The organism is Cohnella soli (genome assembly GCF_042655525.1).
Lineage (GTDB): Bacteria > Bacillota > Bacilli > Paenibacillales > Paenibacillaceae > Cohnella > Cohnella soli.
Genome location: NZ_JBHSMI010000067.1, coordinates 578,779 through 601,351 on the forward strand (window position 1 = coordinate 578,779; position 22,573 = coordinate 601,351).

The window sequence follows — 22,573 nt, forward strand, 5'->3', positions numbered from 1 at the left end:
ATGAACTCCAAGTTAGCTACCGCAGAGGCTTTTTTCCGACTGGCTGAAAGCCACTCCGACGATGAATCTCAGTTTCGATCGATCATACACCCCGATTTCGAGCAAACGGAGTATCCGAACCTTTATACGCCCCGAATACGGATCCGGGATTTATCAAAAACGGTAAAAGATATCGCGCTCAGCCGTCGGTTCTACAATCGCCAAACGTACGAAATCATTCATTCTCATGAAACCGAGGATCACTTGATTTTGGAAGTCCTCTGGGAGGCGATCATTAAAAATAACTTCGGGAAATTCAAAAAAGACGAGAAGCTGCAATCCCGCTTCTGCTCGGTCATCCAGTATAGGAACAATCTTATCTATAGACAAAGAAGCTATGATTGCTTTGAAGCGACGATTTCATGAAGTTTTCCTACCATGAAGGCGAACTGGCCGTACAAAAGCTTGCCAACGCATCCGATCAAGCCAATAAAAGCGCGAATAGCGTTCTCGATTATTTCCCCCGATCCGCCTCGGATTTTTTACTCCGCCTGACTTTCATAATCGCTGCCACGCTTGACGAAAGACATCGCGCTTGGGCTTCCCTCTTATCGGGACCTGAAGGATTTATAAGCGTCGCTGATGAGAGAACGGTTCATATTCGTCCGCCCGTTCGCGATGGAGATACGTTGCAACAGCATTTATTAGCGCACGACGCCATCGGACTTCTGGCGATCGAACCTTCTTCTAGAAGACGGATGCGCATCAACGGGACGGTTCTCGACAAACTTCCCGAAATCGTCGTGTTTGCCGAACAGATCTATACCAATTGTCCGAAATATATACGGAACCGCGTTCCCCTATACGAGATGAGCCCCAAGGGTACCACGATTACTAGCGAACTGAATGAAACTTACAACGAATGGATTGCTTCCGCCGATACGTTTTATATCGCCTCTGCAAGTCGCGATAACAAGCCGGACGTTTCTCATCGTGGCGGTCCCCCGTCGTTCGTAAAGGTACTGGACGAAAAAACTTTGATTTTCCCCGATTACTCCGGCAATTCCATGTTTAATACGCTTGGAAATATCCACGAAAACCCAACATGCGGATTGCTTTTTATCGACTACGCGAAGGGGGATACGCTTCAATTAACCGGTTTGGCGGAAATCATTTGGGAGTCGAGCATGATGTCCGAATTTCCCGACGCCAAACGGTTGGTCAAGTTTCGTCTCAGCATCGCCGTTCATAGGTTTGACGCCCAAAAAGGAGGTTAGGCATCGATGACGCATAATACCGAGATTGAAACCGCGCGGGCCAGAACTTGCGAAATGCTTTTCAACGCCGGCGTCGCATTAACGCTAGAAGAAAGAAGCCGAATCGAGATCGTCGCGTTCGGGCTCGGCGAACTAGAGAAACAAGGGTTGCAAATCGTAACTTATATTAATAACGACAGATACTGCGCGAAGGAAATCGTGCTTTTTCCACGGCAAACCTGTCCGCAGCATCTTCATCCCCCCTACGGCAAGGACCCCGGAAAAATGGAAACTTTCCGATGCCGCTGGGGGAAAGTCTTTCTTTACGTCGAAGGACAACCAAGCCGAAGCATAAACGCTTTCATCCCGTATCGAAGCGAAGACTTCTACACGGTCTTTCAAGAAGTCGTGCTGGAGCCGGGTCAACAATTTACGATTCCTCCCTCAACCTTGCATTGGTTTCAAGCCGGAGACCGTGGAGCCATCGTTTCGGAGTTTTCCAGTACGAGCCGAGATGCTTTGGACATCTTTACCGACACTCGCGTAGTCCGGGTTACGCAGTAAAAGAAAGGATGTCTATCATGGAATATCGCAAGCTGGGCAAGAACGGTCCGCTCGTCTCCGTTATCGGTTTCGGCTCTTGGGCAGTCGGCGGCGGCGGATGGGAAGGCTCTTGGGGTTTCCAAGACGATCGGCTTTCGATTCAAAGCATTCGATGCGCCTTGGACGCCGGAATCAATTTTTTCGACACTGCGCCTGCCTACGGCTTAGGCCATTCCGAAACCATACTCGGAAAGGCTCTTAAATCCAACCGTAATAACGTCGTTATCGCCACGAAATGCGGATTAGTTTGGGATACGGAAAAGAAAATAACGAAAGACGTTTCGTACGCTTCCGTCATTCAACAGGCTGAAGCTTCCTTACGTCGGCTAGACACGGATTATATCGATCTTCTTCTGGTTCATTGGCCGGACAATGCAACACCGATAGACGAAACTCTCTTAGCCATGCAAAAACTCGTTCAAGACGGGAAAGTCCGATATATCGGAGTCAGTAACTTTAATATCCGTCTGCTTAATAAATCCCTTGCCGTTTGTCATCTGGACGCGCTTCAACCGCCCTACTCCGTTCTGCGCCCCGCTGCCGAAACGGATCTATTGCCTCATTGCTTAAACAACGGAATCGGCGTAATCGCCTATAGTCCTTTAGCGTCCGGCTTATTGTCGGGAAAATATACAACCGACTCGAGGTTTACCCCCGAAGACTGGCGTTCTAGAAGCTCCTGGCATATCAGACAAGGCCTTCAAAAAAATTTGGCGAGGGTTGAAAAATTGAAACCGATTGCTTCCGAATTGCGGATCACGTTGCCTCAATTGGCAATCGCCTATATTTTGGCGCACCCTGCGTTAACCAGCGCGCTAATCGGAACCCGCGCAACCGATCATATTTTAAGCCTTCTACCGGCCTCCGAAATCAAGTTAAGTCCATCCGTTATATCCGAAGTTCGTAAAATAGCGTTTGAGGCGTTCACGCCATAAATAAAATCCGCTCGAAAAAAGCTTAGCAAGCCGGTATCCCGCACACCGGTCTGCTAAGCTTTAGTTTTGAAATCACTCTCGAATGTTTATGCAACATCCGTCGGCGATTAGAAATTCCTTCGGAAGGGGGTGGCTTAAAAAAAGAACCCGACCTGCCGTTAGGCCGTAGGCTCCCGCATTTCTAAAGCCTATCCAGTCTCCGGATCGGAAGGCGGGAAGTTCTACGTTTCTTAGCAGGACGTCATGCGGCGTACATAACGTTCCGACAATCGTCTGCAATCGTTTTTCGCGACCCTCATCGTCCATGAACGGCGTGATAATCGTTTCATCGAATTTGGTCAATGGCGCCATAAAAGTAGGCGAGTAATGATGGGTTCCGCCGTTTACGACGATAAAATGTTTTCCTCTAGACGTTTTTGTCGCAATTACTTGCGTCAAGTACATACCCGACTCTCCGACGATAAATCTTCCGGACTCCATTAAAATCTCGACGTTCCCGTGATTTTGAATATATCGATCAATCACGCACCCTATTCCGGCATGCATAAGGTCGAGATTTAAATCCTTCTCGGACTGCGCGTACGGAATTCCCATGCCGCCGCCAATTCCAATATACCGCAAGTCTAAGCGGAATTCCGAAACGAATCGACCTGCAGTTCTCAGTATATAGTCGGTATTTTCAATAATGGACTCTGCATTTAGATTTTGGGTTCCGACATACATATGCATACCAGCAAGTTTGAGATTGGAAAACCGTCCAAACCGCTCAAGGATCGGCGCTATTTGTTCCTCGTCGATTCCGAATTGCAATGGAAGTCCGCCCATGACCAACTTCGAACTCACGCCAGGCCTTAGCGGGTTTACCCGAATACCTACGTCCGTAACCATATGAAGACTTTTAGCGATACGATCGAGGCGTTCCAGCTCCTCGAACGACTCCGCGATTATAAATCGTACGCCATTGCGTACCGCGGAATACAATTCGTCTTCTCTTTTCCCGGGTCCCAAAAAGATCGTATCCTTGAAGGAAATTTTCGCGCTATCGGCAATACTGAGTTCAACTCCGGAGCAGACTTCCGCGCCCACGCCCAACTCGCCGATCCGCTTGACGATATGCGGGTTCGGATTGGCCTTCAAAGAATAAAACAGCTTTATCGAACGATGCATTCCCTCACGAAATTTCGTGACTTGTCTTTTGATGGCATCGAAATGATAAACATAAATGGGTGACGCATGCGTTCGAGTCAATTGCCGGATACCATCCAAAACCTCAGGCAACATGAGAATCCAATCAATCCTCTCGGATTATCGTTCTTATGAAATGAAGCCCTCGGCTTCCAATTCCACTTTCCATTCCTTTCTAATAAAACGGTCGACAGAGAAGACGGTCGTTACCGGACGAATCGCCGCAAAAAACTCATGATGCGCTTTTGCAGCAAGCTCCCAGTCATCGATGGAAGTAAGTATAATTCTCGTGCGTATGACGTGATCTAGACTTCCACCCAAATCTTCAATGGCACGCTTTACAATCCGTATACAGCATTTCATTTGATCATAGGCATCCACGGTTACAACCGTTGCGCCGCTCTCGTCTATAGGGGCCGTGCCGGCCACGACAAAATAACTGCCTTTTCTTACCGCTCTGGAAAAACCGATTTTATTCTCATAAGGAGAACCTGAAGATGCGCGTACCACGATTTGGGCTTCCCCGTCCATGCGATCAACTCCTCCTAATGGACCGGTCTTTTGGTACCGATTCTCATTTTTCTAGCCAAGTGCTTGTAGAAACTCTCGATCGTAAATCCTTTGATTTCTTCGGAAAAGCGCGGGTATTGAGCCGAGGCTAAGGACGCATCCGCTTTTATCGACTTGCAGATAAGACTCCCGTGATCGACTTCCCAAGTAGCCGTTCCATTTATATCTTTGTTGAATGCAAGTATCGCTGCATCTAACGGACCTTTTAAGCTGCTGAACCAACCGCCACCTACGACGAGATTTACCCATTCAACGTCGAGAAAATGTTTAACTCTTAATTCGTCGCCCGAAAGAATCATTTCTTCAAAAAGACGATGTGCGGAATGCAAGAGCACCGCCGCGGGGGCTTCGCGAACTTCTCTGTTTTTCACGCCGAAAGCATTATCTTCGAATCCGGAGTATCTTCCGATTCCATACTTCGATAATTTCTCGTTTAAGCGCAGAATAATATCCACGAGGGGGAGAGCCTGCCCGTCCAACTCGACGGCAATACCTTCTTCGAAACGCAAATTAACGGAAATAGGTTTCGCGCTTTTATCGATTTTCGTCCATGTAAATACGTCGCGGACCGACATATTCAGCCAGTGCTGTTCCAATGTTCCGCTCTCGACTACCCGAGCCCATAAGTTCTCGTCGACGGAAAATAATTCATGATCGTTAACCAGGGTGAGCCCCCTGCTTTTTAAGTAACTGATTTTATTGTCCCTGTCCGCATATTCAAGAATAGCGGAACAGTAAATATCGATTTCGGGGGCCAAAGCGAGAATCGACATGTTGAATCGGGATGCCGAGTTTTGAACCGGGGTCGCGCTGTGCGCGATGAGCTGACTGCCAATATTCTGTGCGTAATGAACAGCCTTACTCGCGATCAGCGGACGCGTGTAGCTCGAGGAGATCGGATAGTGATGATTGTACAATCCGTTGGCGGCGATGCCGATGCGGATATAGGAATCGCACAATTCATTTTTGGCATCGATCTCGACGAGTTTAACGCCGATTTTCTCGACGTTACTTTTAAGATCAGCCGAGGGCGATTGGCCGATATCGATGCGTAATGCGTGAACGTCGATGCCGGATTGCACCAGACTGAGTGCCGCGTACATACTGTCTACCCCGCCGGAATATAGCAGGACGGCTTTTTTTCCTTTATATTTAGCAAGATCGCCCATTTGGTACAATACGGTGCCCAAAGGATCCCCCCCTTTACAAGCGCGATTTTATTTGCAATTATCTGCAGCAATCGGTCGGTTCTCCTTCAACCATTTTGAGAACAATGTATTTAACACTCTTCCCTCATGGTCGAATTCGAGGTATGGGCAAGCCCAATCTCTGATATGTTTTTCGAAATGCATAGGCGAAGAACAAAGCATTTTTACTTCTACCTCGTCGATCTCCGCCGTAAGGCTCTCCAAACTTTGCGGGATTTTATTGAAGTCGAAGGAAAATTTCATCTTATTGACCGTTATCGCTTTTTTCTCGAGCAAATAGCGAAGGAAATAGTAGTTCGTTAAGGTATCGAAGCTATCCGTCGGTTCGTTCGTGTAACTATACCTAAACATCCGCTCCAATAATATCAACTCGGCGGCCATTAAACTGTTTTCTGTTCCGCGTTTTAATAGGTTTAGACAAGTTAAGGCATCCACCCTTGCTTCTTCGAAAAAACTACCCAGCAATGTCGTTTTGTATGGATAAAAATCATTGAACGGCAATACGCCTTGATAGTGGAAATGATCGTGTACGAAGGAAAATACGGATCTCACGTCATACACCTCATGCGCGTCGACGTTCAATATTCTTAATGGCGTTTGCATGATCGGCAAACAAAGGGGCTTTGTGATGCCAAAAAAGATTTTCAAATAGTTGCTGATAAAAAAGTAGGCGAATTTCCGTTGGTCGGACAACCAGGGAAGATAAATATTTTCCGGAAAAAAAGTAAACACGTTGTTCTTAATAAACGCATTCGTCGCAAGCAGCAACTCTACTCCTTGGAACACGGCATCCGAATACACGCTTCTCAGTTCCTGGATCTCGCTGTCTTCGTTCCTGTACAAGAAACATGCGCCCAAAGATACGTTCTTCGTTCGATAAGTCAGATCATAGATAGGAAATAGAAAAAAGCCGAATTGATGATTGATTTCCCTGCTATAGTTCTCATAGGAGCTTTGGAAGTCGGGAACTTGAAAATCCGACGATTTCCATTTTTCCAAATCTTGCAGCAGCGCACGAATATAGGACTCATTAAAAAACGGGATTAGCTCGGTAAGATCGCAAGCCAATCGTTCGAACAAAGCACCGCTTGTTTCGTTAACAGCCATAGAGCCATTGCTGTTCAGATATTGATTTAATTCATTGCAAACATGAACCAAATCGGTTGCATAGGAAAACCAGGGCAAACCCGAAATATCACGATCTGAATACATGAGAGGCATATCTATTGCTCCCTTCATTTCAAAATAATATTTGTACCATTGCATAAAGCGGGAAAATCGCGGACTAGGGAAGCGATAAAGACGGCGACTTCTTCCGGTTCCATCCAAGAGGCGGCTTCGGGAACCATTTGTTCCATCATCTTCGTGCGCACCGCCCCAGGAGAAATACATACCGAATAGATGCCTAATCCACGCCCTTCGCTCGCTATATTTTCCGACAATCCCGCCAATGCGTACTTTGAGGCTGTATATGCCGTAAAACCATGAAACTTTTCCGCGTTCGGGATGGATGCCATGGATGAAACGTGCACCAGGATTCCCCCCGACCTTCTAGCTTTCATCGATTGAAACGCCCATTGGGATAGTAAAAAAGGGGCAATCACATTGACTCTAAACACGGATTCCCATTCGAAAGCCGAAATATTTTCAAAATCGATTTTCGATGCTTTCCCCGCATTATTGATAAGGATTTGAATCGGAATTTCTCGGAGATCCTTTTGTATCCATTCCATAACGGAGTCCGTATCGTCCAAATCGCACGACAAAAAAGTCAAGCTTTCTCTATCGGATATCGGGAGTTCATCGAGATCCCGCGGAGGAACAGCTTTCCTTTGGTGCGCAAAAACATAGTAGCCTTCTCGAAGTAAACGAACGACTGTTTTCCATCCGATTCCGCTTGACGCACCTGTTACGAGCGCGACTCCTTTATACTCGGAATAAGTCCGGCTCATTTACCTAGCCCGCAATACTTTGCAAACGTACGGTCCGTTTCGTATAAAATAACTTCTTTCAATTGCTGTCCCGGTAAATAGGGTTCTAACAAACCCCAAATCCAAACCACGAGATTCTCTAATGTCGGTACGATAGTCTTGAATTCCGGCAGCAAGGATAGCCTTTGGTGGTCACATTTATTCAATACAACCTTTTTCAAAATTTGATTCAGCTCCGAAACGTTTTTTACCATCCCTGTTTTCCCGTCGACCTCTCCTTCAATTCCGACAACCAGGCGATAGTTATGTCCGTGTTCTACAGCGCACTTGGAGTAGATCGTATCGTTTTCAGCTTCAGTTAATTGCTCATTATATAGCCGGTGCGAAGCGGAAAATTCAGCTTCCTTATATAGCAGAACTTTAGCCAAGAAAATCACCTCATGAAAATTAAGTTATCTTCAATACCTTTTATTGTTAGGCTAATACGATCATAATCGGTTTGTTCAATTCCCTTGACCATCAGTAGATGTGCACCGCTCTTCTCCGCCGCTTCGCGTCCTTTATCGCTATCTTCCACAATCAGGCATTCCGTTGGCTGTCTGCCAAGGAGCTTGAACGCTTTCTGATAAATTTCCGGATGCGGTTTCGGATTGTCCACATCTTCATTAGACAAAAGGAAATTAAAGCAGGCTCTCATCCCTAAATGCCTCATCGCAAGCTCGACAGTTTGCTTCACTGAATTTGAACACAACCCGAGTTCAAATCCCTCATTCCTTAACCTTTCCAGCATCATGATGTGAGAATGATTCGGATGACAACATCGTGTAAGCAGTTCTACCGTATAGTGCTGTTTTTTTTCAATGATGATCCCGTGAAGATCAGCGGGTAACCCTTTTTCGATCTCAAGCATCTTCAATTTTACAATTGTGGGTATACCATCATAAGTAGACAGATGTTCGGAAAGAGATATTTCCATTCCGCAGATTTCGTGCAGCGCCCTGTTCAGTGCCATGAAATGAAGTTCGCGTGAATCGAGCAGCACCCCATCCATGTCGAACAAAATAGCTTTTATCATTCTTTATCCTAACTTTCTGTTTGATAGTTATTAGGAATTACCGTTTAATGCGGTATGATAGGCTTGCTATTTTTCGGTTTCGGTAAATCGATCTAACGTTTCAACTCTTCCTCCGACAAATAGTATGTTTTCATTTCCCCGTTCACCTGAGTGGACTGCTCTTGCTCTTTCTTATACTGGGGAATAATGGATAAATGTACTATATCCATATTATTTCTCCTTTGCCGCGGAGAGTTCGTCAATGATAAATTCGGTTTGTGCGATCGCAGCGCAATAAGGGTAATCCCAATGCTCGGGGCACGTTATTCCGATTCCCATTTCAACTTCTCGCTACCATATTTCGTTCAGAGAGCCTTCGGGATTTCGATATAGCTCTCTTTCGAATTTCACTACGGTCATCGTCCAATAAAGACGGACAAGCCGTTGGTCACGATACGCTTTTTGCGCCGATCGATCGGTATCACCGCTAATCCCCATTTCCTTGAGCCAGTCTTCCTCTTCCTTTAGCCGTTCGAATAAAAGGGCAACCGCTTCGCTCAGGAAAATGTGAGCAGGTTGCCTCAACGAGAAAGGAAGCTCTGCGCTCAGCTTGCTCTCATATACTGCATGGCCGACCTCGTGCAGGAAAACTCGTAGGCCGTTGAGATTCGAGCTTATATTCCCCATCAGACGAATATCGCCGCTGCGATCGATATGCAAGCAACAATTCGCTTGGCTTTTGCCCGGCCGTTCAAGTAAATCTGCAGATTTCAGCACCTGTTCGATTGCCAGCCGGTTTTTCTTAACCAGGATGACAAGCGATCGGTTACATAGGACAAATCCCATTCCAGGGGGAATTCGGGAGAGAAGCCGCTAGGCATAAAGGGGTTGGCGTAGTGCCATGGCCTGGCCGAGGGGGAAAGGTGGAACTGATCGAGGAGGTAATCGTCATACTTGTTTTTGCAAAACGATAGGAATGTTCCAGTTGAATTCGAAGTTGTTCGATAAGACGATCAAGTTCGTCTGGATCCACCTCCTGAGCGAACAGTTTCATTTCGAAGTAATCGGAGAACCCTTTTTGTTTCGCGACTTGGTTTCGCAGACGTACCAATTGCAAAAGGCCAGGCGCTATCTTTTCGCCCAATCTCATATTTTCTTGCCATACCTTTTTTCTTTGTTCATCATCCGTAAGGGTACGCAGCAAGATATGAACTTCCCTCTCCGTGAACGATGCGTCGTCGATCTGCGCCCGAAACGTTGCGATCGTATAATGAAGCTCGTTCCAGATGGTCGTCATTTGTTCCCTCAGCCGCATATCCTCCGAGAACTCAAGCCTCTCGTTTGAGAGCACGACAGCCTGACGATTGTCTTTCGAGTCGGAACTCCTTTCAAGCCTGTTGATTGTCTCCGCCATCTGTGAGGAAGTAATCACGTTTTGGTAGCTCGTCTCACAAACTTCCAGCTCATCCACCCATCGGGATTCCCCGGTCGTGAGCACCATCCACAAAGCGTTCATTCGGGTGCAGGAGTCGCCATGTCGGGGCTGATTCCCAGCAAAACGGTTGGGAGGGGCATATTCAGATAGAACTCAGCCGAATAATCCCGAAATGCGCAATTTTCCATCGTGCAAAAAGAAATCCCTATATTCATCAATTAATATCTCTTTCACGATATCGTTTTCTACAGCCGGCAATTGAAACAGGGGTGCCGGATCTCCGACTTTGATCGCCATTTGTCTTATAATGCGTCTCCTTTCTGATGATTAAATTCAATATAGTCCTTATCACTAGGGGCAGCTTGGCTATTTTTGTGCCGTTTGAACAATGAACACGGAGCATCTCCTCGTTTTACTTTTAATATAAATATTAGGGAATTATTCGGCTGCAAACCGGGATAGACTATACTTTTGAATGATAGCTAATAAGTTTGATACTACCCTGAAAATATCTGAGCTAAAGTATTAAAAGAAGGTATGATTGAACAAGCGGCTAATGCCTGCCCTTGTAGCGCCAGATCGAGCTTATCTTTCTTTTTCTTCATCGTGCCACGGGCCATCATTTTTGAATCTGTTTTTCGCCTTCAATAAGGGCTTCGAGCATCTGCCGTCCGGAACCACGAAGTAAAAGTAAATGTAACCGTGACTCAACTTTACATGCTCGACTGTCAAGCGAAGTTGCATTAGGCTTCGATAACAACGGAGCAAAGACTCTTGGTAAAACGGCTTCAATGAACTGCTCGCACAGACTAGAATCCACTCTCCTCCCCATCGTCTGTAGGCACGAACTCTTCCTTGCCGCTTTTTTTTGCCACTGCCGCGTGAAGCCTTAGCCAATCAGCACCTTGCACGTCAAAGCCACTTGCCGGGGTTCTAACGCATCCATTACCGATTTCAGAGTTTCGTGTACCTCAACCCCGTTGCTTTTGACATAGTCATCTGAAGACAGATCACCCATTTTAGTAAATGAGGCCTGGAAGAGTCAGTGATGTTCTGCTGTGTTCTCCTTCATCAGGGTGGTAAATAGAAAATCGGGATTACGGTCTCAAAAGATGCGGGAGAACAAATTCAAAAAATCCAGTTCCGTACGCGAAGCCAACTGGGCAACAATTCGATTTGTACGGTATCAAGCTTAGACGGTTGATTCCAGCACTAGAGAGTGACAACTCAAAATAACGTCTCAAAATCAACTTCTCCCGAGCATGCCGCGTTTCCTTTCTATACTCTAATGCTAGAAATATATGAAGGGAGCCTGAAAAGACGAATGTTCAAACTTGCCCACGATGATGGCCAATTCGAAGAAAAGGACTGTTACACCGCCTTAACACCAAGTACCATGAAAGAAGGCTGCAGCTATTTCTATTGATTACTCTGCTGCACTGGGCAGAGCACTTGACACAAGCTTATCATATTCGGGTCCTGCACTGTCCGAGACCACAAGCCCTCGGATATCTGGGATAATATTATCCATGGCTCGTTCATTCGGAGTGGCTTAATTACGGGTAAGCCTTGATTATGCTGGTGTGTTCTTTCTCCTACTGCGTGGATTTACCGGGAGATCACTTGAATAGTGGAACATCGCCCTAGCCATCCAATTCTGGCGTCACATTGAGCATTTGTTTACAATACGATTATTTTCATCCCTATAGTTGTCACCGTGTTCCTCCACATGTTTCCGTCCTCTGACGAGAAAAAGAATATGGCCTGCAGCTGTGCTAAAAAGAAGGAATTTGATGCGAGTATCATCCTCTCAATGCACGCCAGCCACCGGTGAAAGCATTCTTTGCTCGTTTTCGAATTCGAGAACTTCCATATGAAACAGGCACTGATAAAAGAAAGTTAGGTGGCGCATAGTATGATACCAGACAAAGAAACATTAATGGAAGCTGGTGTTGAGCGGCTACGCGAAGAAATACAAAAGTTGAAGAAGGAACGCGACGCGCTCGAGCAAGAGAATCTAACACTATACAGAAAACTCTCAGAAACATATCCAATGACTGAAAAGAAGAAAAATGCCTTGTGAACAATTAGAAACTCGGTAGATCTAAATTGAACAAGGGGAATGAGAAACTTGGGGTGCAAAAAAATTGGCGTTAATCTTTTCGATGAGCTATTTTACAAAAATTGCTATTACCCTCCTTTTTTCACAATGGTGAAATCTTTTAAAAGAAGTATCTTGCCCTTTTTGGCTAACGAAATGTTTGTATATGAATGTATATCAATCACTAATTATGATATGAAATCAGTACAATCTAAAGACGAGAAAGAGGTTTTGAGAGATATTGGGATTTTATCGAACTCTAGAATGATTTCTTCAAATTTAATAAGCGATATTAAGTCTTCTATTGAAAACAATTATTTAATATTGCTTTCTGTTGATCATCAACTTAAAATATTTCCACATTATTATCTCATTTATGGATTCGATGATTTTTATCAAGTTTGTAATGTCATAGACGAAGATGGCACGCGATGTTTTGCTAGTGAGGTTAGTTACTCTGATTTAGTATCTTACTACCAAAGCTATGTTGAAAATTTGCATACTTATACAGGACACCCAACCTATATTGAGTACTACACTGACTCAAATATCCCTAATGAAGATGCAATTGAAGAATTATATATGAATAAATATCAAAGGATTTACGCTAATAATGTGATGAGGCATAGCCATGAGATATATAAAAGTGTAAACACACTCTCTGATATTCACGATCATTATCAGAAGCTCATTTGTAATGAAACTCTATTAGGGAAAGAACAAGGATTAATACAATTTTCGCTTGCAAGGATATGCGCTTATAAAATCTCACAACGTTATGCATTTATTAAAGTATTTGGGCTTCAAAAAGATCTGATTGATGTATTAGACGAAATAATTAACCACTGGTCGATCATTTACGCGGTGTTTATTAAGTACGTATGTTCCAAACAATATCATTTCAAATCATTATTTAACTCAGCCAATAGAATACTAGATATCATCAACCTGGAGAAACAATACAACGATATGTTTTTTCCATTTGCAACGAAGCTTGAAAGAGAGGCTCTAAAGTGAACGATTATGTTGTGTTAGAGCTATCCAGTGAAATGAATAATAAACTTATTTATGATATTGATAATCTGTTAGTCCCCCGTAACGGAATCGAAGATTATTACCGTTCAAGTGATTTACCGAAGTCACGAGAGTGTTTCACTTTGAATAATGTTCCTTTTCAATTCCCAGAAATATCAGCCGATAGAAACGATAATTTGTCCTGTGAGTCTAAAAAAATAATGATCGCGAAAAATAAATATTCTTCAATTCACTTTTTATGTAGTGGCTTTCCCTATTACTATAATGAGAAAATAATTTTATTTTTTGAGAATCAAGAGACGGAAATCATTAAAATCCCCTTCCCTGCGGGGAACATAGGACACAGAACTAGATTTATGCACGAGAATAGTAATGAAGAAGTATTGCAAGCAAGAAGTTTGTCTGAAAATTCAATGCTCTATATCCACCATTCTTTTTCCAATATTCTTAATGATAATAAATTAATAGCTATTGAATTCCCCGATAATCCCTTCTGCCATATCTTCGCCATAACATTGGGAAGCAAAGCCTCAAAACACAAATCAACTTCCCCCGAGCACTCCCGACCGTCCTCCTATACTCTAATGCTAGAAAGCATATGAAGGGAGCCTGAAAGACGAATGCACAATCCTGCTCAAGTTGATGTCCAACTCGAAAAAAAAGGACTGCTTCACCGCCTTAACACCCTGTACCACGAAAGAATGCTGCAGCTATTTCTACTGATTACTCTGCTGCACTGGGCCGAGCATTTGACGCAAGCTTATCAAATCTGGGTCTTGCACTGGCCGAGGCCGCAAGCGCTCGGATTTCTCGGATACTATTATCCGTGGCTCGTTCATTCGGAATGGCTTCATTACGGGTACGCCCTGGTTATGCTCGTGTTTTTTTTCCTGCTGCGCCGAGGATTTACCGGAAGGTCGCTTGTATGGTGGAATATCGCGCTGGCGATCCAATTCTGGCATCACATTGAGCACTTCTTATTGTTGATCCAAAAAGTATCTCATACGATTTTTTTCGGGGCGTCCTCCCCTACGAGCATCATTCAACTGATTGCCCCGAGAGTCGAACTGCATTTGTTTTACAATACGGTTGTTTTCATCCCCATGGTTGTCGCCATGTTCCTCCACATGTTTCCGTCCGCTGACGAAAAAAAGAATATGGCCTGCAGTTGTGCTAGACGTTAAGGAGAGCTGACCCGAATGTCATCCAATCAAAGCCCCCCCGCAACCAGTGAACATCTTCATCACACCCCGAAAGAAACGTCGCACTCGATGGCGAACGGGTCGTCCAGCATGTCGTTTATTTCCGCAATTATCGTCGTACTGTGTGTTTTTCTTCTTGTTGCTTCATTCCTAAAAAAAAGAAGATAAATAGCTCGCTTAAGAAAATGATGGTGCATGTTTGAAAATAGCGGTGTGGGAGGCTATCCCCACGCCGCTATTTTACTTTTTGGATCTGTCGCCTCGCTTCTCGTATTACGCCATAAGACAAATAGAGAGGATCTGAGATATTGAGCCAGAAGATTCTACCGTTTGCCGATCCATTTATTACAACCTATCCTCACCATGCATTCGTGCTAGCTGGATTGTTGAACCACAAAGAAATCTATCCTTATCTATACTCGAACTTCATTCAACTCTGCAGTTTGAAAAAAATGCCAAAACCGAGTCATTGGCTAGACTTTTATACACCATCTTTACTAGCAGACAATCTCGATTTAGCGAATGTCTCCCAAATAGACAGAAGCACGATTGCCGGGTTAAATATTAATATTATCGATTTATTATTGAATGCAATCGACAATCATTACTATGTCTTTATCTTCCTTGATGAATTTTATATCCCTAAGTCTCCAGCATTTCAGAAATTTCGCTATCCTCATATGATATTAATATATGGGTATGATGCTACCGAGAAATCCTTTCACACCGCTGGTTTTTTTGAGGGTGGAAAATTCTCAAGGTCAACCGCAACATTCGAGCAAGTGAAGCAAGCTTATCTTGAGATGGATGCTCAGAATAACTATGATAACTATGTGGTTTTGTTCCAATTTCATCAACAAACAGCATATCATTTTGATGTAACCAATGTGGTAGATCTATTAGAAGATTACTATTTTTCTCGCGATACTGCGCTAAAATATAGACCAAACAGAAATCCCCTGCCCTCTAGATTCGGTATGAACGTATACAAGGATTTTATCGATCATATCGAAGAAGTAGCAGGTAGGGGATATTTCAGTGTGCATGCCTTTCAACTGCTGTGGGAGCATAAAAAGTGCATGTTATTAAGGTTGGATTACCTTGAGAAGTATGGGTTTGTAACAAATATAAAAAACATATATTCCATGTATGAAGAGATTGAAAAAAAGTGCAACATTCTCCGATCTCTCATGATCAAATATGACCTTACTAAGGAGAAGCGGCTACTACAACTGATGACCTCATATGTTGAGAATATTGAAAAGGATGAACGCAAAGTATTAGAGCTGTTTATTCCGGCAATCACCCAAAATCCCAGATAGTAGCTTTCCGTATTACCGACGTTACAGGCGTTATGGCGAGCTACAAATTCATAATGATTTTGTCGAGGGCATATTTCTCTTTTTCATGTATTCTTATTAATTTGTCACGAATTCTAAGAATCAATTCTTGTTCCGGAATGATCGAATACTTCAAATATAAATTTCTTGCAGATTGCACATCATTTAAGATTCCTCTACAATCCTCTATTGAATCGCCCGATAAATATCCGTCATTAACCAATTTTTGAACAATCATTAGTACCGCTTTTTTGTGATCCGTGAGTACTGCTAGCCCTCTTACATCATAGTACTTTTCTCCTTGCATGAGAGCATTCAAATCCTCCAACAATCTCTACTGTACACGTTATCCATGCCAAACAATACTTTGCCGTACACAGGGTTAATAAATTCGTTATAGAACGATCTAAAATATGTTGAAGTAGCAGTTGAATGAAAGTAATGTTCAAATTGATCTTTTATATATTCAATATCCAAATGATAGGTCGTTTCTTTTTTCTGTAACAATTTCATTCCATTCCACCAATAGTTGTCTGAATTCACATGATTAAAAGCATCGACAATTTCCTCTTCACTTATCTCGGCAAATTCAAAAGTACCATTTTGAAAAAAATCTCCACAGTAGAATACACCTTTATGACTATCGTATCCGTATATGAATAGTGGATGATGAAACTCAGGATCATGAGAGTTATATTTTTTGATGAAGAACGCGTTAACCACCATACAAATATAGTAATTAGTATTGATACAGTTCTTCAGCGTGGTAATGATATTTATATTAGGATCTTCTACGACATATAGTTGAATATAATTGCTACAGATCCAGGGCAGATACTTATCGTCGTCACTCGAGATTATAGAAAATGACTGTATGAGTCATGTAGGATGTAATGCCTGGCTTTCCTACAGGTAGCATTTTTGCATTCTTGTCCCCCCCCCCCAATTGATAAGAGTTTGACCCGCGCCGTACAGGATAGTACCAGTATTAATGGAGTTGTCCATTAATGAATCGGCTTTTATTTAGAAAATTTATCCAATAAAATAAACATTCAAGCTTTCTCACTCAGATGTTCGATCGGAAACTGCTGATGAAGGGATTCGAACACCGACCTAAGCAATACGAATGCGTTCTAACACTTTTCCTTCAACTTCCTCAAGGTTACCGAAGGCCGAGTGTTATCTGGATCGTATTTGATGTGTCCCAAGCGGCCAACTCAAGTCCTGAACAACTTGCGCGGTGTGCCGTCGAGCATTGGATACGACCTTCGTAACTTCCTCTATATATGTAGGAATGAATGCCCAGATAATCAACGAAACATTTTTGAAGGGGTTGACCCTCATAAGGGAGATACAATTATCAAGCTAGATGACGGAATGTACTACAACAAAAGAGCATTTTTATTATGCCTGAAATAGCAATCGAAATTCCTTATTTCGCATTTCAGTTACAGTATAGTAAAATAGGAACAATCAGGAACATTTTGTCACGAATTATGAGGAGAGAAATTTATGCCGGCAACCGTTGCTTTTTTCGTATATTCAGAAAGCGCTTCGATGACGCAAACAACAAACGCTAATCAAGAAGTTGACACAAGGCTTAACGTAGTCGGCCCTGCTCACGTCCTTCAGCCAACTTTTACACCGTCATTGTTTTCATTTGCCATAACGGCTTCTGTTTTTAATTTCGACTTTAAATCAGACCATGAAATACGATTAACTTTTCACTTTGACCCCAATGAACCATCAATTGCCGATACTGGCGTGTTACCACTGCAGGCTTTTCCAGAAATACCAACAACTCTCCCCCCGGAATTGAGAGGAGCAACATTCTCAATTGATTTCAGAAACGTCCCATTAAGATCAAATGGGATATACCACACTAAGTTCTTATTTGACGGAGTGCTTATTGGCACCTATCCAATACATGTCTGGGGGAAAGAATGACATGTCAAGCACCCTCAAAGTCGTCATTGACGGCCTGCCAACCACTGTAAACACATCGGTAACTCCGATTAGGACACCTGTCTTCAGAGGTCTTCCTAACCTAGCTGTCGCAAGCGCTATCGCCGTTGGTTCGTATGTGGTACCTCAAACGATCGCTCAGCAAAACTTCTCATACGTTATCGACTCCAGTGTGACTGAGGGCCCAAGAGGCCCAGGTAATACCGGAGTGAGAATTTTGCCTCTGATCCAGAAGGGGACAAGCGGTTACAATTCCAACGAAAATCCAATACTAAGTTACGTAGTACTGGATTATAATGAAAGAAGTCGCCCTTTATCTGATGGGAATGGGGGGAGTGCCATGAAAAAGACACCATCAGCTCGTGAAGCTCGAGGTCAAAGCGAAAGACCCGGCTGGAATCATGTTGTGGACTCTCTTTTCGAGGGCTCTCGTCCACTTACTCCAGACGAGAAAATAATGCACAGTCAAGTGTTAAAGAAGCAAAGCTCTGTAAAAAGGAAGTTGTATAACCTATGAGGGAATTTATTGATCTCGTCCAAGAAATATTCCCTTCCATAGATCCTGACACCGCCTCTAATGCATATAGAGCTTTAGAAAAGGAGCTCAAGAGCAGGAATCGTCCACACCTTGACATATTCCGCACTTCATTATTGGGGTTACCTTCACAAGGTGATATATTTACAAATCTAGTCCTTCCTTATGTCAATGACGAAGGGGAGCTAGCATCTTTTGATGACAGTATCGGTATGCTTCTGACATGTGGATGCGATTTCGACAGAGACCAACATGTTAAATTTGCTGTTGCTCACCCGCTTGATGTTCTTGTTGAAGCAGGACTCAATCCAACGGATATTAGAAATCAAGTCATCACTGGCTTTATGTATCTTCCTCTGTTTGAGCACAAAGGAAGAGAATACGTGGTTGACTTCTCAGTAATCTCCTCTTTCAACACAACTTTACTCAGGAAATTAATCGAGGCAGGCCAAATCGAACGTATCCGCTCGTTAAACGATTTTGGGTATTACCTTTTGCTCGCAAAACTCTCGATTCACTTTTTGAGGCCCGAGGACAATGACTCTTCGGCCGAAAGAGCATCGTAAAGAAAAGAGCCTTCGCTTCATTAGGAAGGCTCTTTGTATTTATTCGGACACAAGGCCCGTAAGACATCGGCTTGTCGGTGAATCTCGTCTTTCTCATCCCTCGGTCTCACCAGACCCTGGCAAAGTTTTTAGAACTGAGACCATAATCGCTTCTGCAGACTTTACTTCCTTCAAGGATAATCTATAACAGCCCTGTCATCCACGCCGGGTGTCGTTCGTTTGGGAATGTGCTGCAAGCAATCTTTTAGCCGTTCCTTAGAAATATGGTGGTGAGAGAAGTAAACTGAAGCTTCGTATCTTCTCGTGCTTTTGATGCTATTCTATCCAATCCTGTTGTCTGTCCAAGTTTCCCCTTCCGTTGTATGGAACTCATGTGAGCGTCTCCTTACCCTATTGAGTTGTTTTATATATTCATCTCCATTTTATTTCCTCAGAAGGAACAACGCTCAGTTTTTTCGGTGTTTTTTAATCGGATAAAATTTATCTATGCGACTGGACGAAATCGTAAACTGGAGTTCTACAACGCAAAAACGCGCCCCGGGTTCCCGGGAGCGCGTAATTAAAGGATTTATTAAATGGTGCTGATGAAGGGATTCGAACCCCCGACCTACGCATTACGAATGCGTTGCTCTACCAGCTGAGCTACATCAGCAAATCCTTTATTATAATAGTCAATGCGGGGACAAAAGTCAACGCATTTCGCCATGGTATTTTATGGTTTCACATTCTCGCCACTTATAGAGGTGGTTCAAAAAGTCCGCTTTTGATCACGAAGTCATTCAGGGTAGCTATTTCGACGTCGAATCTTGAATTCAGCCGGGACTTCCGGTGCTCACGAAAGCTCTCCTACGCTCCGCTCCTCATTCCCTAGCTTCTTTCAACCTTCTCGGTGCTGAAGACCGAACTTTTTGAACTTTCATTTACACAACGTGAAACACTTTGTTCGATCGTCGCTCCAGAAGCTCCTGCGCGGATGCTGCGGCTTGGGCTGTCGTCTCGGCTGCGGCTTTGTCGGTGCCGAGTCCGCTGATCATTAAGTCGAGCTGGCGCTTCAGATCAACCTCGTACGGCTGAGGAAGCAACCGACCGTCGGCCGTGCGGATGACGCGCACGATCGGCCGCTGTTTCATGTCCGAGTGAAGAGCAGACACGACGCCGAGCTCGCCCGTACTCAGACGAACGGTCGTTCCGCGCGGGAACAGTGCCATATTGTCTCGCAGACGACACACTTTATCCGTATCGTACAACGAACCGGCGCCTCCATAGAGCACTTCAAGCGCTTCGTGCGGAAGCATCGGCATCCCGCTTTCGCGTCCGTTCACCAACGTGTCGAACATATCGAAAATGCTGATCCATTGGTGGTGCGGATGGATTTTGCGGCCTTCGAGTCCGAAAGGATATCCGCTGCCATCCATTCTTTCATGATGGAACAGTGCGCAGTGCGCGGTCGTTAACGGAAACCCGCTGTCACGCAGCAGCTTAAACCCGAGCTCCGCGTGTGATCTATACGTACCGTCATTGCTCGTGATGCGGGCGCGCAATCCGTCCGGCAACAGAAGTCGGCCTACGTCATGAAGCATAGCCCCCATTGCCAGCGCCTGAAGTTCTTCGCCGACGAGTCCTTCCTCAATGCCGAGCCGGGTCGCGCATACGCCGACATTCATCGCATGTTCGAGAAAATGCTGTTTGTCCCCGTCAGCCACTGTCGTCGTCAGATGTACGGGCATGCACAAGCTGTTACGCCGCGATTTGAGATCGTCCACAAGAATTTTGGATGCATCGTGGCAGAAGCGAACGACGCTTTGCGACAGCTTATCATTCGTCCCGCCCACCAGTTCGTCCATGACATGAGTCAATGCACCGTGAATCACGATAATCGTCTCGTCACGAATTGCTTGATCCGGGGCGATGTCTTCTGTACCCAGTTCTTCGATATGCAAATACGGCAATCCCAGCTGTTGAAGTTTTTTGATCGCATGCTCCGTCAGCACGAATCCGCGTCCCGCCAGCACATGACCCTGTTCCGTATAAATCGACCGGCCCAGCTTCATGCCAGGGCGGCATTCGTTCGTATGCATAATAATCATTCGAATCACTCCTTCAACGCGGGACGTCGCTTGTCCCGACCGATGAACCTATCGTACCGTTTCAGTGGGTCATATGACCAGTGACCCGTGTCACTGATCCCGTCACGAACGTAACGAATGTCGAACGAAGGCGGCTCTGGTCAAATCCTCCAGTTACTCTATAATGTAAAGAAGAAAGGGGATATGCGCCAATGCTGAAAATATTGATCGCGGACGATCAATCGTTGATGAGGGACGGATTGCAAACGATTCTTCAACTGGAAGACGACATCGAAGTCGTCGCAACCGCCGGGGACGGCGAAGAGGCATGCCGACTCGTCGCGGAATACGATCCCGACCTCGTCTTGATGGATATCCGCATGCCCGTCATGAACGGCATCGAAGCGGTCAAGAAGCTGCGCACCGAATTCCCACGCACAAAAGCGCTCATGCTGACGACGTTCGACGAAGACGATTACATCGTCGAAGCGCTTGCTGCTGGAGCCGTCGGTTTCCTGCTGAAGGACATCCCTACGGAAAAGCTGCTGCAAGCGATCAGGGACGCCGCCCGCGGCGACATTATGCTCCCTGCTGCCATCGCCGCCAAGCTGGCCGCGCGACTCGCCTCTTCCACTCCCGGCCGCGTGCCTCCTCCTCCGAACGTCAGAGGGAGAGCATCCGACTTGAAATTCACGAACCGGGAGATGAGCATTATCGCCTTGATGGTCGAAGGACGCACGAACCGGGAAATTGCCCAGCTGCTTTTTATGAGCGAAGGAACGGTCAAAAATTACATCAGCGCCATTTACGATAAAGTCGGAACGAACGATCGGACGCAAGCCGTGATCTGGTTGAAAGACATGATCGTCACGTAACCCCCTACCCGAACTGATCTCATTCCCGATACTTCGCGAGAACGGAACTTTCCGCCACTGCATAGACTGGGAGGACGAAAGCCTATTTCAGTGCGCCCAGCGAAGGGGAATGAGAATGAACGCCCAAACGTTAATGCTGCCGATCCGCGTCCGTACGATGACCGCCAAAAACGTCAAAATCCATGTTCCATACGTGAACGGCGGGACGACGCGCGAGGCGCAGGAGAAAATGAACAAAGCGATCGCTACCTCCAGCAGGCAGCTGTTAAAGGAGCAAGGTTTCCCCGGCAACGACATTCAGCAGATGGACGGAACATTCGAAATCAAGTCGAACCAGCGAGGCGTCTTGAGCCTGTCCCTCCTGAACTACGTGTTCACCGGAGGTGCGCACGGCAATACGATGCAGAAGTCGCTCACCTTCGATGCCAATACCGGCAGAAGCTACAAGCTCAGCGAGCTATTCAAGCCGAATAGCAACTATCAAACGCGGCTTAACGCGATCATCCAGGCGCAGATCAAAGCCCGTCAGCTTCCGCTGCTCGTCGAATACCCCGGCATTACGCCTGATCAAGACTTCTATATCGCCGACAAATCGCTCGTCATCTATTTCCCGCTGTACGCGATTGTACCGTACGCTTGGGGATTCCCATACTTCCCCATTTCCGTATACGAAATTCAGGACATGATCGACGAGAACGGCCCGCTCGGTTTTATGATGTATTAGAACGAAAA

At 45.0% G+C, this 22,573-nt stretch carries 24 protein-coding genes and 1 tRNA gene; 13 read left to right on the plus strand and 12 right to left on the minus strand.

Annotation, left to right across the window (positions count from 1 at the left end; translation table 11 throughout):
* Genes ACFPOF_RS31915 through ACFPOF_RS31930 form a run of 4 tightly spaced genes read left to right on the plus strand, consistent with a single transcriptional unit; the run spans position 1 to position 2,773 of the window.
* Positions 1–405, plus strand: a complete 405-nt coding sequence (locus ACFPOF_RS31915) for a nuclear transport factor 2 family protein (protein ID WP_378139956.1) — start codon at positions 1–3, stop codon at positions 403–405.
* Positions 402–1,256, plus strand: a complete 855-nt coding sequence (locus tag ACFPOF_RS31920; RefSeq protein WP_378139958.1) for a pyridoxamine 5'-phosphate oxidase family protein — start codon at positions 402–404, stop codon at positions 1,254–1,256. Before ACFPOF_RS31915 ends, ACFPOF_RS31920 begins: the two co-directional genes overlap by 4 nt.
* Positions 1,257–1,262: 6 nt before the next feature.
* On the plus strand, positions 1,263–1,799 hold the full coding sequence (locus tag ACFPOF_RS31925; protein ID WP_378139959.1) for a cupin domain-containing protein: 537 nt from the start codon (positions 1,263–1,265) through the stop codon (positions 1,797–1,799).
* A 17-nt stretch (positions 1,800–1,816) separates the two neighbouring features.
* Entirely contained in the window at positions 1,817–2,773 is a 957-nt protein-coding gene (locus ACFPOF_RS31930) for an aldo/keto reductase (protein ID WP_378139961.1), read from the plus strand.
* Between the two features lie 72 nt (positions 2,774–2,845).
* Here the strand turns inward: ACFPOF_RS31930 and ACFPOF_RS31935 are convergent, their stop codons facing one another.
* From ACFPOF_RS31935 to ACFPOF_RS31975, 9 genes are all read right to left on the minus strand, one after another.
* A complete protein-coding gene (locus ACFPOF_RS31935) occupies positions 2,846–4,054 on the minus strand; it encodes a type III PLP-dependent enzyme domain-containing protein (RefSeq protein WP_378139963.1) in 1,209 nt (402 codons plus the stop codon).
* 33 nt (positions 4,055–4,087) lie between these two features.
* Positions 4,088–4,489 (minus strand): Rid family hydrolase, encoded by a 402-nt coding sequence (locus ACFPOF_RS31940; protein WP_378139965.1) that lies wholly within the window; start codon positions 4,487–4,489, stop codon positions 4,088–4,090.
* Positions 4,490–4,503: 14 nt separating this feature from the next.
* On the minus strand, positions 4,504–5,718 hold the full coding sequence (locus ACFPOF_RS31945; protein WP_378139966.1) for an argininosuccinate synthase domain-containing protein: 1,215 nt from the start codon (positions 5,716–5,718) through the stop codon (positions 4,504–4,506).
* A gap of 27 nt (positions 5,719–5,745) precedes the next feature.
* Positions 5,746–6,957 carry a DUF6421 family protein gene (locus ACFPOF_RS31950; RefSeq protein ID WP_378139968.1) on the minus strand — a complete coding sequence of 404 codons (1,212 nt, stop codon included), beginning with the start codon at positions 6,955–6,957 and terminating at the stop codon, positions 5,746–5,748.
* Between the two features lie 14 nt (positions 6,958–6,971).
* A complete protein-coding gene (locus ACFPOF_RS31955) occupies positions 6,972–7,688 on the minus strand; it encodes an SDR family NAD(P)-dependent oxidoreductase (RefSeq protein WP_378139970.1) in 717 nt (238 codons plus the stop codon).
* Positions 7,685–8,095 carry a 6-pyruvoyl trahydropterin synthase family protein gene (locus ACFPOF_RS31960; protein ID WP_378139972.1) on the minus strand — a complete coding sequence of 137 codons (411 nt, stop codon included), beginning with the start codon at positions 8,093–8,095 and terminating at the stop codon, positions 7,685–7,687. Before ACFPOF_RS31960 ends, ACFPOF_RS31955 begins: the two co-directional genes overlap by 4 nt.
* Before the next feature lie 5 nt (positions 8,096–8,100).
* A complete protein-coding gene (locus ACFPOF_RS31965; RefSeq protein WP_378139973.1) occupies positions 8,101–8,742 on the minus strand; it encodes an HAD family hydrolase in 642 nt (213 codons plus the stop codon).
* Positions 8,743–9,072: 330 nt separating this feature from the next.
* Positions 9,073–9,567, minus strand: a complete 495-nt coding sequence (locus ACFPOF_RS31970; protein ID WP_378139975.1) for a gluzincin family metallopeptidase — start codon at positions 9,565–9,567, stop codon at positions 9,073–9,075.
* Positions 9,548–10,237: a M2 family metallopeptidase gene (locus ACFPOF_RS31975; protein ID WP_378139977.1), complete on the minus strand. Its 690-nt coding sequence runs from the start codon at positions 10,235–10,237 to the stop codon at positions 9,548–9,550. Before ACFPOF_RS31975 ends, ACFPOF_RS31970 begins: the two co-directional genes overlap by 20 nt.
* A 1,834-nt stretch (positions 10,238–12,071) precedes the next feature.
* Here ACFPOF_RS31975 and ACFPOF_RS31980 point away from each other — a divergent pair.
* From ACFPOF_RS31980 to ACFPOF_RS32000, 5 genes are all read left to right on the plus strand, one after another.
* Positions 12,072–12,239 (plus strand): hypothetical protein, encoded by a 168-nt coding sequence (locus tag ACFPOF_RS31980; protein WP_378139979.1) that lies wholly within the window; start codon positions 12,072–12,074, stop codon positions 12,237–12,239.
* A gap of 48 nt (positions 12,240–12,287) precedes the next feature.
* Positions 12,288–13,274, plus strand: coding sequence for a hypothetical protein (locus ACFPOF_RS33590; protein ID WP_465251478.1), 987 nt, complete (start codon positions 12,288–12,290; stop codon positions 13,272–13,274).
* Positions 13,271–13,894 carry a hypothetical protein gene (locus tag ACFPOF_RS31990; RefSeq protein WP_378139980.1) on the plus strand — a complete coding sequence of 208 codons (624 nt, stop codon included), beginning with the start codon at positions 13,271–13,273 and terminating at the stop codon, positions 13,892–13,894. The genes ACFPOF_RS33590 and ACFPOF_RS31990 overlap by 4 nt, the downstream gene beginning before the upstream one ends.
* 18 nt (positions 13,895–13,912) lie before the next feature.
* On the plus strand, positions 13,913–14,476 hold the full coding sequence (locus ACFPOF_RS31995; protein WP_378139982.1) for a hypothetical protein: 564 nt from the start codon (positions 13,913–13,915) through the stop codon (positions 14,474–14,476).
* A 326-nt stretch (positions 14,477–14,802) separates the two neighbouring features.
* Positions 14,803–15,816: a hypothetical protein gene (locus tag ACFPOF_RS32000; protein ID WP_378139984.1), complete on the plus strand. Its 1,014-nt coding sequence runs from the start codon at positions 14,803–14,805 to the stop codon at positions 15,814–15,816.
* A gap of 40 nt (positions 15,817–15,856) precedes the next feature.
* Here ACFPOF_RS32000 and ACFPOF_RS32005 read toward each other — a convergent pair whose 3' ends face one another.
* On the minus strand, positions 15,857–16,141 hold the full coding sequence (locus tag ACFPOF_RS32005; RefSeq protein ID WP_378139986.1) for a hypothetical protein: 285 nt from the start codon (positions 16,139–16,141) through the stop codon (positions 15,857–15,859).
* A gap of 1,205 nt (positions 16,142–17,346) precedes the next feature.
* On the opposite strand from ACFPOF_RS32005, the gene ACFPOF_RS32010 reads away from it, so the two are divergent.
* Together ACFPOF_RS32010 and ACFPOF_RS32015 are read left to right on the plus strand one after the other, a co-directional pair.
* Positions 17,347–17,781, plus strand: a complete 435-nt coding sequence (locus ACFPOF_RS32010; RefSeq protein ID WP_378139988.1) for a DUF6941 family protein — start codon at positions 17,347–17,349, stop codon at positions 17,779–17,781.
* 531 nt (positions 17,782–18,312) lie between these two features.
* The gene (locus tag ACFPOF_RS32015; protein WP_378139990.1) at positions 18,313–18,900 is read left to right on the plus strand and encodes a hypothetical protein; all 588 of its coding nucleotides are present in this window, start codon (positions 18,313–18,315) and stop codon (positions 18,898–18,900) included.
* A 576-nt stretch (positions 18,901–19,476) separates the two neighbouring features.
* Here ACFPOF_RS32015 and ACFPOF_RS32020 read toward each other — a convergent pair.
* Together ACFPOF_RS32020 and ACFPOF_RS32025 are read right to left on the minus strand one after the other, a co-directional pair.
* Positions 19,477–19,552, minus strand: a tRNA-Thr gene (locus tag ACFPOF_RS32020).
* A gap of 268 nt (positions 19,553–19,820) precedes the next feature.
* Positions 19,821–20,987, minus strand: coding sequence for an HD-GYP domain-containing protein (locus tag ACFPOF_RS32025; RefSeq protein ID WP_378139992.1), 1,167 nt, complete (start codon positions 20,985–20,987; stop codon positions 19,821–19,823).
* 191 nt (positions 20,988–21,178) lie between these two features.
* Between ACFPOF_RS32025 and ACFPOF_RS32030 the strand changes: the two genes are divergently transcribed.
* The gene (locus tag ACFPOF_RS32030; RefSeq protein WP_378139994.1) at positions 21,179–21,841 is read left to right on the plus strand and encodes a response regulator transcription factor; all 663 of its coding nucleotides are present in this window, start codon (positions 21,179–21,181) and stop codon (positions 21,839–21,841) included.
* Positions 21,842–21,956: 115 nt separating this feature from the next.
* Positions 21,957–22,565: a DUF3298 and DUF4163 domain-containing protein gene (locus ACFPOF_RS32035; RefSeq protein ID WP_378139996.1), complete on the plus strand. Its 609-nt coding sequence runs from the start codon at positions 21,957–21,959 to the stop codon at positions 22,563–22,565.
* The last annotated feature ends 8 nt before the right edge of the window (positions 22,566–22,573 follow it).